This is a genomic window from Paenibacillus sp. L3-i20, assembly GCF_022180385.2.
Taxonomy (GTDB): Bacteria; Bacillota; Bacilli; order Paenibacillales; family Paenibacillaceae; genus Pristimantibacillus.
In genome coordinates, this window is sequence record NZ_BQME02000001.1 from 142,988 (window position 1) to 155,283 (window position 12,296).

The following is a 12,296-nucleotide window of genomic DNA, read 5'->3' on the forward strand; positions in this document are numbered from 1 at the left end:
TTTATCATTCAGCGGAATCAGCCTGCAAATAGGGAATGTTAGACCCAATAAATGGATCAGAAACCATTGGCGTTTCAATAGATTTCGCAACCAATATGGACTGCGGAAATACATAGTCAAATACCTCTTCCACTCGATCAGCAGGAATTACCTTTAATCCTTCTAAATCAGCAAATATAACTTGCCAATTTTCTCTTGGGATAATGACCTGAGTAGCACCAGCTTGGAACGCAGCTTCAACTTTGGCAAGCACACCACCTACAGGCTTCACATTGCCGTGTATGCCAACCTCTCCAGTCATAGCTAGTTTATTGTCTATCGGCACACCAATGATGGCAGAAGCGATTGCAGTAGCCATAGCAATTCCCGCAGAAGGGCCATCGATTGGCGTACCGCCTGGGAAATTTATATGGAGATCATAATGCTGTGGATTTAGACCGATTCGGCGAAGAACAGTCAGTACATTTTCCACTGATCCTTTTGCCATACTCTTTCTGCGCAGCGTACGCGAACCTCCGCCAAGTTCTTCCTCATCAACAACACCCGTAATCGTAAAAAGACCTTTCCCCTTTGTTGCAGGTATTGCACTAACTTCGATCTCAAGCAGAGTTCCCAAATTCGGGCCATATACCGCAAGCCCATTCACAAACCCAACCTGTGGTGCAGAAGGAATTTTACGATCTGGACGCGGCGGAATTTGACTGCTGTTAACGACCCATTCAATATCTGCAGCCGATATTCGGTCACGCTTCTCAGATAGTGCCACACCCGCTGCTAATTGGATTACGTTTACTGCCTCTCGCCCGTTAGTTGCGTACTTTTTGACGACATCAATAGCTTCTGGGCATGGAGCGAATCCAATTTTTTTGACAGCATTTTCGGCTACTGATGCAATTTCATCCCCCAAAAGAGGGCGGAAATATACTTCCATACAACGTGAGCGAATAGCTGGCGGAATATCTTGTGGTGAACGTGTAGTTGCTCCTACTAGTCGGAAATCAGCAGGCAGTCCATTTTGAAAAATATCATGGATGTACATCGGTATATTGGCATCTTCCGAATTGTAATAGGCGCTCTCCAAAAAGACTTTGCGATCCTCCAGCACCTTTAGTAGCTTATTCATCTGTACAGGATGCAATTCGCCTATTTCATCAATAAACAATATTCCACCATGCGCCTTCGTTACTGCACCAGGCTTAGGTTGAGGAATACCCGCTACCCCCATCGCTCCCGCACCTTGATAAATAGGATCATGCACAGATCCAATCAAAGGGTCCGCAATGCCTCTCTCATCGAAGCGGGCAGTTGTTGCATCAATTTCTGTAAACTTCGCTTCTGGAAGAAAAGGTGATGTCGGATTTTTTTTGGCCTCCTCTAGCACGACACGAGCGGCAGCCGTTTTCCCTACACCAGGTGGACCGTAAATGATAACATGTTGAGGATTCGCACTGCAAAGAGCCGCTTTCAGAGCTCTGAGCCCGTCTCTTTGACCAATGATGTCTCCCATTGTTTGTGGTCTAGTCTTCTCAGCAAGTGGTTTCGTTAAGGAAACGGATCTCAATTTCCTCAGCTTATCCATCTCTTTTTTTGACTCCCGATCAACGGCAGAACGGTTTGTCTTCTGATTACGAAGCAAATTCCAAAAATACAGGCCGATAACAACCGCAAAAAACACTTGAATCAACATTAACACAAGACTTAAACTCATTCCTACCGCTCCTTTCAAATCTTACAGGGGTTACCGTCATATATATCCGTATTAAGACAGTATTACCTTATGGGAGTAGGAATAATCGCCTTCTATCAAACAAAAAAAGTGTTGTACAGGAATCACCCTCCTGCATCAACACTTATCGTTTTGAATATATTTCATCCTAAACGTTTCTATCGAGTCAAGCTTATATCATAAAAGTTACGCATGAGCGTGGTTTTTGCGTCCAGGAATTTCGCCTGTTTCCTCAAAAACTCTTACAATCTCATCAATTTCTTTCTTAAGCTCGCTCAGTAGTTCAGCTTCAGGCACTTTACGAATCAACTCTCCATAACGGAATAACATTCCTTCGCCGCGTGCTCCTGCGATGCCAATATCAGCTTCTCTAGCCTCACCAGGGCCGTTAACAGCACAACCGAGAACAGAAACTTTAATTGGTACTTTGATTTTTGAAATATATTCTTCAACTTCATTAGCAATGGTGAACAAATCAATGTCTAAGCGACCACAAGTTGGACAAGAAACAAGTGTTGCTGCGTTTGTAATGAGACCAAACGTCTTAAGCAGCTCACGAGCTACTTTGACTTCTTCTACAGGATCTGCGCTAAGGCTAATCCTTACTGTATTTCCAATACCGAGTGCAAGCAAAGCTCCGATACCCGCTGAACTTTTTATCGTTCCTGTATGAAGAGTTCCTGCCTCTGTAATACCCAAATGGAGCGGATATTTAATTTTCTCCGCAGCCATGCTGTATGCAGCAATTGCCATCGGTACATCCGAAGCTTTAAGGGAAACGATAATGTCGTGGAAATCAAGCTCTTCTAAAATACCGATGTGGAACAAAGCACTTTCTACCATTGCTTCAGGCGTTGGGTATCCGTATTTTTCGAGCAAATGATTTTCAAGTGAACCCGCATTTACACCGATTCGAATCGGAATACCACGTTCCTTACACGCTTTTACAACTGCTTCAACTCTCTCACGGCGTCCGATATTACCAGGATTAATCCGAACCTTATCAATACCATTTTCGATAGCCAAGAGAGCAAGTCTATAGTCAAAATGAATATCCGCAACTAGCGGAATATGAATCCGTTTTTTAATTTCTTTGATAGCTTCAGCAGCTTCTTTGTTATTAACAGTTACCCGTACAACTTGGCAACCAGCTTCCTCTAGGCGCAAAATCTCCGCTACAGTAGCTTCTACATCTGCCGTTTTCGTTGTACACATACTTTGAATAATCACTTCATTACTGCCGCCAATCGTCAAATCGCCGACTTTCACCGCTACCGTATCATGGCGTAAATACATTTAGCAATCTCTCCTATCAAGCGTAAACGATTTGTACCGAATGAGCGGAAACATTCGTTTCGCAGTGAACTATAAGAACGATATTAGGCCAATTGAATAGATTTTCTTATATATAAACGCCAAAGTCCACCCCATGAAAAACGGAAATCCGCTTGACATAGGGTGGAAACCTTGAGAAAAATAAAAATCACTTAGGCGCTTTCTTCCTTTTTCTTACCTTTTTTCGTTGAAAGCTCCGGCATGATTTTGTCTTGGACGGATTTCTCCGTGATGAGACAAGTACTCACATCGTCGCGAGATGGAACTTCATACATCACATCAAGCATAATGCCTTCGATGATGGCACGAAGTCCACGTGCGCCAGTGTTACGCTTGATTGCTTCTTTTGCAATGGCATCAAGTGCAGCAGGCTCGAACTCCAATTTTACGTTATCCATCTCCAGCAACTTCTGATATTGCTTCACAAGCGCATTCTTCGGCTCGGAAAGAATACGAACTAATGCTGGCTCATCAAGCGGCTCCAACGTAGAAATTACCGGCAGACGACCTACAAATTCAGGAATTAGACCGAATTTGAGCAGATCTTCAGGCAATACCATCGTTAAGTATTCGCCCGCTTTCAAATCCTTCTGTGCTTCGCCAGAGGAATTAAAACCGATAACCTTTTTACCGATACGACGTTTAATCAATTGCTCAAGGCCATCAAAGGCACCACCGCAAATGAACAAAATATTCGTTGTATCGATTTGTATAAACTCTTGGTGTGGATGCTTACGACCACCCTGAGGCGGAACAGAAGCTACCGTACCTTCCAAGATTTTAAGTAGTGCTTGCTGAACGCCTTCTCCAGAAACATCTCTTGTGATGGACGGATTTTCGGATTTGCGCGCTACTTTATCAATCTCATCGATATAAATAATACCGCGTTCCGCTTTCTCCACATCATAATCAGCTGCTTGAATGAGTTTAAGCAAAATGTTTTCTACATCTTCACCAACATAACCTGCTTCAGTAAGAGAAGTAGCATCTGCAATTGCAAACGGCACATTCAAAATTTTAGCCATTGTTTGAGCAAGAAGTGTTTTACCAGAACCAGTCGGACCTAGTAACAAGATGTTACTCTTTTGAAGCTCAACATCTTCAATTTTGCTGCCTGAATTAATCCGTTTATAGTGGTTGTAAACCGCTACTGACAAGGACTTTTTCGCAAAATCTTGTCCGATTACATACGAATCAAGAATGGAGCGAATTTCTATTGGCTTCGGAATATCTTTTAGATCAAGCTCTTCTTCATTACCGAGCTCCTCTTCAACGATTTCCGTGCATAGTTCGATACATTCATCGCATATATAGACGCCTGGGCCGGCTACCAATTTACGAACCTGATCCTGCGATTTGCCGCAGAATGAGCATTTCAATTGGCCTTTTTCATCATTGAATTTAAACATGTACTCACCCCTTCTATTAAATCGTTACGATACCAGGCGATGTAATCACTTTATCAATCAAACCATATGCAAGAGCTTCTTCTGCGCTCATGAAATAGTCGCGATCTGTATCACGGTCAATTTTTTCGTATGGTTGACCTGTACGATCTACATAGATTTGATTAAGCTTTTGCTTCGTCTTAAGTATCCAGTCGGCATGAATCTTAATGTCAGTTGCCTGACCGCGTACGCCACCGAGAGGCTGATGAATCATAACTTCAGCATTAGGAAGTGCAAAACGTTTGCCCTTTGCACCTGCTGTGAGCAATAGAGAACCCATGCTAGCCGCCATACCCATACAGATCGTAGATACTTCCGGTTTAATATATTGCATCGTATCGAATATCCCCATACCAGCAGTTACAGAACCACCAGGGGAGTTAATGTAGAGATGAATGTCCTTCTCAGGATCGTCGGCCGCCAGAAATAGAAGCTGAGCGATAATGGAGTTTGCGACGTCATCATCAATTGCACTTCCTAGAAAAATAATGCGATCCTTCAGCAACCGGGAGTAGATATCGTAGGAACGTTCTCCACGATTCGTCTGTTCAACAACGATCGGTACCAGATTCATGCGACCAACCTCTTTTCTTTTTTGGCATTTGTAATGCTTACCCATTGTAACACGTACGCTTATTGATGTCATTTTTCCAGTTACTACAGTATACGGTAATGGTCTTGCGATATGTACGCATTATGCGTGATTGCAAATACAGAAAATCAATTATGTAGGGTCAAAATAAGGCACGTATAGAACACGCGCCTTATCTTGGAGTAAATCTTATTCTTCTATTCCAGTATTAACCGGGTGTTATTAAACCGTTTTGCTGTTTTCAAGCAAGAACTTAACTGTTTTACGTACAAGAATATCTTCTTGAAGGTTGCTAATATTTCCGTTTTTCTCGAAAATATCGCGAAGCTCTTCTACTGGACGGTTGTAAGACTTTGACAAAGTCTCAAGCTCAGCAGCAAGATCCTCTTCAGTAGCTTCAAAGCCTTCTGCTTTAGCGATTGCTTCAAGTACCAAGTTGTTGTTAACGCGTTTTACTGCGTCAGCACGCATTTGACCACGAAGAGCTGCTTCGTCTTGACCAGAGAATTGGAAATAAAGATCCAAGTTCATACCTTGCATTTTAAGACGGCTTTCGAAATCTTTAACCATGTAATCAGTCTCAGTTTCGATCATCGAATCAGGAATTTCAACTTCAGCAGCTGCTGTTGCTTTGTCTACGACTGCAACTTCAAGTGCTTGCTCAGCTTCCTTCTCTTTGCGCTCTTGCAATTTGCTTGTCAAATCTTGCTTGTACTCTTCTAGAGTATCGAACTCGCTAACATCTTTAGCGAACTCATCATCCAAAGTAGGAAGAACTTTGCGTTTTAGTTCATGAAGTTTTACTTTGAACACTACTGGTTTACCAGCAAGATGCTCTGCATGGTAAGTTTCAGGGAATGTTACTTCAACATCCTTGAAATCACCAAGCTCCATGCCAACTACTTGCTCTTCGAAACCAGGGATAAAGGAACCTGAACCAAGCTCCAAGGAGTAGCGCTCGCTAAAGCCGCCGTCGAATTGCACTCCGTCTACATATCCGTCGAAGTCGATTACTGAGATATCTCCGTTTTGAGCAGCGCCATCTTCCACTACGGAAAGTTCAGCGTGACGTCCTTGCAGACGCTCAAGCTCAGCTGAGATTTCTTCTTCAGTTACTTCAGCTTTAACAGCTTCAACTTCCAAGCCTTTGTATTCGCCAAGTGTTACTTCTGGCTTAACGATTACTTTAGCATTGAATTTGAATTCTTGACCTTTAGCAAATTGAGTTACGTCGATTTCTGGACGATCAACTGGCTCAAGACCATGTTCTTTAATTGCTGCTGTGTAAACCTCAGGCAACAGAATATCAATTGCATCTTGATAAAGACTTTCTACTCCGAAACGGGATTCAAAAATACCGCGAGGTACTTTACCTTTACGGAATCCTGGTACGTTAGCCTTTGCTACAACTTTCTTAAAGGCTTGATCCAATGCTACTGCTACTTTCTCTGCACTAACCTCAACGTCAATCGATACTACGTTCTTGTCTATTTTTTCCCAAGTTGCTTTCATTTTATGCCTTCCCCTCCAAAAATGCGCATGCATCACATGTTTTCACGTTACATAAACCATTCTATTATAATCAAGATAGCCGATCTTTTCAAGGCTGATGTTCATCTTCGCCTCTTTGTAGCAACATTGCAACACTTCGAAGTGATCTGCAAGCTTGCTCATAACGGAAACGCATCGTATCAGTAATCCCGTATGTATCACGAATATCATCATCATTGGCTGAACCATAGACGGTTAGATTCAGTGTGAGATGAAGGGCTGCAGCAAAGCAATCCACCGTCTCGTCATTGTCTCTAAGCATCCATTGATAAGCTGAAGTGCCGTACAAATATTGCAAACTTTCTTTCCATAGCTCACTGGCAAAATGAGGTAGCGTCGGGTCATCTATCTCCGCTACTGCTTCAGTTCGCTCTAGAATCCTACCGATTGGTTCAGGAAATTCTTCCATCGACAAAGGGGTAGACTCAATCTCGAGCTCCACCTTTTCCTCCAAACGAACAATAGAAATAAGTCCCGTCAGTCCCCGTTTGCGCAAACATTGTAATGCTTTGAATTGCACCATAGGATGAATATCATCCCTCTTGAGCCAATCCATAATAATTGAGTTTACATTAGCAGCTTCAATGTAAACTACCCTCTCTAATGCGAGCATCTGCTGGTCAATCATCGGATGATTCTGCATAATGTATAGAACTTGATTGATGTATGCTTCATCCTGAATTTGCGGATTGAGCAATTGCTCTCTCAAGGCAGCTTCATCTTCCGGTTCGCTTTGTACGATCCCCTCTTGGCTGCTTTCATCCCAATCTGGAAAAGCCATTACTAGCCAGTTCAGCAAACTTTCCCATTCTTCATAATTCTTCTTCTCTTGTCCTTGACATTGAAGAAGAAAGCGAAGCAATTCCTTTGCTTCTTTATATTGCTCCGCTTCCAGCATACGGGTTAATTGAATCTGATATTGATCAAGCATGCTGGGAAACAAATATACGTTTTCCTTGCCCTCTGTCTGTGGATCCTGAGGATTTGTAATGATAACACCGCCTTAAGGTATCTCCATATGAATCACCTTGTAATCTTGCGATAAATTATACCATGATGCTAGCCAAGAAAAAAATGTAGACTTTTTTTATAAATATTTTAAAAAAGACTTGCACTATTTATTAACCACATGTTATAGTACTACTTACGCGTCCCAGTAGCTCAGTCGGATAGAGCACTCGCCTTCTAAGCGAGTTGTCGGGGGTTCGAATCCCTCCTGGGACGCCATTAACTTTTCTAAAGCATTGTTTTAAAAGATAGAAACCCCCGAAACCTTGTTACAACAATGGTTTCGGGGGTTTTTTTATTATGTCGATACTTGTAGAAAAGTATCAATTTGTACTAGGATGAACTCGCTACCTTCATTATATCCATAAATGGAACCTTCGTAATATCTCCATTATATTCAACATGAACGAGCTTCGTACGTGAATCCATTCTTACGATCTTTCCATTAACCGGCTCATCCCAATTCCAAACAGTTAGCTGTAACTCGGTCTCTCCTTGGTAAGCCTCGACTAATCGTTCACCTAATTCCTCTAATTCAAATTCATCTCTAGTTGGTCTCTTTGGTCCTCGTGCCATATTAATCTCCTCCAATTTTCGTACGTTAAAATACATATCCAAGATGAGCAATACCGGACTACCACTTCAATAACTCCGCATCACTATGTCGATTGTTCGTCGCATTAATTATACACCAAACAAACGTTCTTATATCAAGTTAATATTTCTAATTCACAACATTTATACAAAATGCGTCATAATTACAAACGAAGGGATACCTTGCGGATATTTGAAATCCGTTAACGGTATCCCCTTTTTCATAGTAAGTACATGCAGATTATCTTATACTCCAGCGGCAAAGCGTTTTAGAATATCCGTTTTTTCTGGCGTCAGCTCACCGCTATTGTCGAAAATTAATATTGAGGATGCAGGAATGTCCCAATTAATTTCTGGAACAAAATCTACGCGTTTCTGAAAGTCTCCCCAATTTGTAAGTTTCCACTGATCTCGCTCCGTTTGCCTACCAACGATACGATCCTTTTGCAGATTCATATCTTGCAACGTTACAACGATAACCTTTACATCTACGAGTTCCTTGTTAAGACCAGCTGCTGTAATTACATCTTCAATCCACAGTTTGTTTTTAAGCTCAGCAGTAAAAGGAGAAATCATAAATACGTTTTGGCCTGCCGCCAAATTTTCGATACAAACATCCTTCGCCGTATCATATTCCAAATCACGTAAATTTGCTTTGTAAAAGTCGGAATCACGATCATTTTTATCTAGACCCTTCATCTCCAAAATCGCCTCTACGAACCGTCCTCCAATTGTATCTCGATCAAGAAAAGCTGCAGGAATTAGGGCACTGAGCCTCTTAGCTACTGTCGTTTTCCCTGTACCAGCTACTCCAACAAAAAATATTAACTTTTGCAATATGTACGCCTCCACTTTTTTGTTTGACATTATACCATGTAAGCGCAAAAAGAGCGATTCATCGTCATTTATAATGACATCTGCATCGCCCTTTCGACAACTTATTCATTGGTACTACAAGATGCCCATCGATTCTATATGCTTCTTTGTATCCGATGTACCACATTCATATAGCTGCCGATAGATTCGACTAATAATTTCATCCGATGCACCGTTTAGTTCCACATCATTATTTGTTGAGAATAGTCTAGTATTAAAATAAAGCACCGACGCATTGTCCTCGGAATTCATCTCCTTAAACAATTCATGCAGTTTGCTAAGCTCCTCTTCATTCGCTTCAATTTCAAGTTCATAGGAAGCTGCTTCAGGATCTTCAAGAATTTGTCCCGCTTGTACCGAAACAAAATAAGACTTTTTCTCTCCGCCTAGGCTTGAATCATGTTGTTGTCCTTGCATAACTCATTCCACCCCTTTCTTGCTTCAATTTGCTTACGGATGATTCAACCTCATTAGCATCCCCCTTCGGACAGACATTTTATCCCTTTTTTCAGCATATAGCTGTTACTATCGCTACTGGAGTCCAGCAAAGAGAGGAATGAGATGGATGTGCGGAATAACCGGCTGGATTGATTGGAATAGAGATCTGACCAAAGACAGTGATAATTTGGAGAGGATGACAGATACACTAGCCCCTCGCGGACCCGATGCCGCTGGAACTTGGATATCAGCACACTGTGCGCTTGGCCATCGTCGTCTATCCGTCATTGATCCGGAGAACGGCGCCCAGCCTATGATTAGGTATACGGGCGACGACAAATATGTCGTAGTTTATAACGGCGAGCTCTACAATGCACCTGAGCTAAAAAGAGAGCTTGTCAGCAGAGGCAGATCGTTCACGACAAACTGTGATACAGAAGTTCTGCTAGTATCCTTTATGGAATGGGGCAGAGCTTGTGTAGAACGATTTAACGGCATATTTGCATTCGCTATTTGGGATGTTGCCGCTCAAGAACTGTTCCTCGCTCGTGATCGTCTTGGAGTAAAGCCATTGTTCTATAGCAAACAAAATGAGTTGTTTATTTTCGGATCGGAACCTAAATGTATTCTAGAACATGATGCAGTAAAGGCTGAAGTTGGCGCAGAGGGACTTGCCGAAGTGTTTATTATTGGACCCGCGCGCACACCAGGGCATGGCGTCTACAAAGCGATAAGTGAAGTGAGGCCAGGGCAATGTATCGTCGTCAATCATGTCGGGGTGAAAACCATTACGTACTGGAAACTTCAGAGCAGCCCGCACGAACATGATGTTGAGCAAACAGCAGAACAAGTTCGAACTTTGCTAAAAGATACTGTTGAAAGACAGTTGGTATCCGATGTTCCTGTGTGCACTCTGCTTTCAGGAGGACTTGATTCCAGCGCATTGACTGCATTAGCCGTCGACTATTACAAAAAGAATGGTCAAAGCAATGTGCATACTTATTCTGTTGATTATCGAGATAATGACAAACATTTTCAAGCTCATGCTTTTCAGCCGAATAGTGATGCACCTTGGATTGAGAGAATGACGTCACATCTCGGTACCATTCATCATCCAATTCAGTTTGATACACCGGAACTAGTAGCTGCACTTAAAGATGCTACCTTCGCCCGTGATCTTCCCGGCATGGCTGATGTCGACGCATCTCTACTTCTATTTTGTCATGAGATTAAGAAAGGTGCGACCGTCGCCATTTCTGGTGAAGCTGCTGATGAAATATTTGGAGGTTACCCTTGGTTTCACAGAGAAGAAGCGTTAAATGCAAATACTTTCCCTTGGTCACTTGCAACATCGATGCGTGGAGAACTATTGGCACCCGATATTGCAAAGTGGATTAGACCAGAGGAATATATCGGAGACAGATATGCCGATGCCGTCGCAGAAGTTCCGCTGCTTGATGGGGAAAATGAAGTACGTAAGCGGATGCGTAGAATGTCTTATTTGAACATTACCCGCTTTATGCCTACGCTGCTTGATCGTAAGGATCGGATGAGCATGGCTGCGGGACTGGAAGTTCGTGTCCCATTTTGCGATCATCGTCTAGTTGAGTACGTCTGGAATATCCCTTGGGAAATTAAATCGGCTGGTGATCGTGAGAAGGGTATTTTAAGAAAAGCACTAACCGGCATACTGCCACAAGATGTGTTAACGAGAAAGAAGAGTCCTTATCCGAAAACACATAATCCAGCTTATCTAGCAGCTGTTCAAGGACTTCTATTAGATGTGCTTAACGATCCAAGCTCGCCGCTGCTGCCACTTATTAATGTCAAAAAAGTACGAGAGCTTGTTGAATCGGATTCTGCTAAATCCAATATTCCATGGTTCGGTCAATTAATGTCTGGACCCCAACTATTCGCTTATTTGTATCAAGTGAATTTGTGGCTTACAAAGTACAACGTTTCGATTAAGTAACGTCATAGCAATAGTCATTTTATAAATTTCAGTTAGCAACACACAATAAAGGGGCGTCTCCTCGAAAAGAGACGCCCCTATCTATTTCACACTAATTAGCAGCTTCTAAATTTGCAAGCAACACTTTCAGCGCTTCACCTCGGTGGCTAATCGCGCCCTTTTCATCCTTGGTGAGCTCTGCCATACCTCTGCCAAGCTGAGGCAACCAAAATAACGGATCATAACCAAAACCTCCGTCGCCATGCGGCTTGTCCGTTATAATGCCGTCGACAGTGCCCTCTGCCTCTACGAATGCACCTGTCGCCGGATCATAGAGCGCTAGCGCACATACAAATTGCGCTTTGCTAAGCAGCTTCGAGCCATCTGATAATTCTTCATCAGAGTAAATCGAGCCTAACAATTCCAATTCTTTCAATAACTTTGCATTGTTGTTACTGTCTGAAGCCTCTTCCCCTGCATAACGAGCCGAATAGACACCCGGATCTCCACCGAGCGCTTCTACCCGAAGACCTGAATCATCTGCTAATACAGGAACACCAAGCAAATCTCCAGTCGTTTTTGCTTTGATCCTTGCATTGGCTGCGAATGTATCTCCATCTTCTACAATATCCGGTATTTCCGGATAATCATACAGACTCGTCATTCGTTTACCCAACTTCTCTAGCGCATGTGCAAATTCCTTAACCTTACCGCTGTTTTTCGTAGCGACAACGATTATATCCCCGCTAAGCCCTAAGCTCGTCATTTCATCCATGC

The 12,296-nt window shown here is 42.6% G+C and carries 11 protein-coding genes and 1 tRNA gene; 2 read left to right on the plus strand and 10 right to left on the minus strand.

Annotation, left to right across the window (positions count from 1 at the left end; all coding sequences use genetic code 11):
- Positions 1-4 precede the first annotated feature (4 nt).
- The 6 genes from lonB to MFF31_RS00730 all read right to left on the minus strand — a co-directional run bounded on the left by lonB (position 5) and on the right by MFF31_RS00730 (position 7,583).
- A complete protein-coding gene (gene lonB / locus MFF31_RS00705) occupies positions 5-1,708 on the minus strand; it encodes an ATP-dependent protease LonB (RefSeq protein WP_238186266.1) in 1,704 nt (567 codons plus the stop codon).
- A gap of 204 nt (positions 1,709-1,912) precedes the next feature.
- Entirely contained in the window at positions 1,913-3,022 is a 1,110-nt protein-coding gene (ispG, locus tag MFF31_RS00710) for a flavodoxin-dependent (E)-4-hydroxy-3-methylbut-2-enyl-diphosphate synthase (RefSeq protein WP_238186267.1), read from the minus strand.
- Between the two features lie 191 nt (positions 3,023-3,213).
- The gene (gene clpX, locus MFF31_RS00715; protein ID WP_238186268.1) at positions 3,214-4,470 is read right to left on the minus strand and encodes an ATP-dependent protease ATP-binding subunit ClpX; all 1,257 of its coding nucleotides are present in this window, start codon (positions 4,468-4,470) and stop codon (positions 3,214-3,216) included.
- Between the two features lie 16 nt (positions 4,471-4,486).
- A complete protein-coding gene (gene clpP / locus MFF31_RS00720; protein ID WP_197934382.1) occupies positions 4,487-5,083 on the minus strand; it encodes an ATP-dependent Clp endopeptidase proteolytic subunit ClpP in 597 nt (198 codons plus the stop codon).
- Positions 5,084-5,323: 240 nt separating this feature from the next.
- Positions 5,324-6,613: a trigger factor gene (gene tig / locus MFF31_RS00725; RefSeq protein WP_238186269.1), complete on the minus strand. Its 1,290-nt coding sequence runs from the start codon at positions 6,611-6,613 to the stop codon at positions 5,324-5,326.
- An 88-nt stretch (positions 6,614-6,701) separates the two neighbouring features.
- Positions 6,702-7,583: a hypothetical protein gene (locus tag MFF31_RS00730; RefSeq protein ID WP_248565370.1), complete on the minus strand. Its 882-nt coding sequence runs from the start codon at positions 7,581-7,583 to the stop codon at positions 6,702-6,704.
- 219 nt (positions 7,584-7,802) lie between these two features.
- Here MFF31_RS00730 and MFF31_RS00735 point away from each other — a divergent pair.
- Positions 7,803-7,879 (plus strand) — tRNA-Arg (locus tag MFF31_RS00735).
- 114 nt (positions 7,880-7,993) lie between these two features.
- On the opposite strand, the gene MFF31_RS00740 is transcribed toward MFF31_RS00735, so the two are convergent.
- From MFF31_RS00740 to MFF31_RS00750, 3 genes are all read right to left on the minus strand, one after another.
- On the minus strand, positions 7,994-8,236 hold the full coding sequence (locus tag MFF31_RS00740) for a YolD-like family protein (RefSeq protein WP_375541262.1): 243 nt from the start codon (positions 8,234-8,236) through the stop codon (positions 7,994-7,996).
- A gap of 264 nt (positions 8,237-8,500) precedes the next feature.
- On the minus strand, positions 8,501-9,091 hold the full coding sequence (locus MFF31_RS00745) for a P-loop nucleotide/nucleoside kinase family protein (protein WP_238186271.1): 591 nt from the start codon (positions 9,089-9,091) through the stop codon (positions 8,501-8,503).
- A gap of 114 nt (positions 9,092-9,205) precedes the next feature.
- Positions 9,206-9,547: a hypothetical protein gene (locus MFF31_RS00750; protein ID WP_238186272.1), complete on the minus strand. Its 342-nt coding sequence runs from the start codon at positions 9,545-9,547 to the stop codon at positions 9,206-9,208.
- 148 nt (positions 9,548-9,695) lie between these two features.
- Here MFF31_RS00750 and asnB point away from each other — a divergent pair, with 148 nt between their 5' ends.
- On the plus strand, positions 9,696-11,540 hold the full coding sequence (gene asnB / locus MFF31_RS00755) for an asparagine synthase (glutamine-hydrolyzing) (RefSeq protein WP_238186273.1): 1,845 nt from the start codon (positions 9,696-9,698) through the stop codon (positions 11,538-11,540).
- 91 nt (positions 11,541-11,631) lie between these two features.
- On the opposite strand, the gene rdgB is transcribed toward asnB, so the two are convergent.
- Complete coding sequence (rdgB, locus tag MFF31_RS00760; RefSeq protein ID WP_248565371.1) at positions 11,632-12,294, minus strand: RdgB/HAM1 family non-canonical purine NTP pyrophosphatase; 663 nt, start codon at positions 12,292-12,294, stop codon at positions 11,632-11,634.
- Positions 12,295-12,296: the final 2 nt, after the last annotated feature.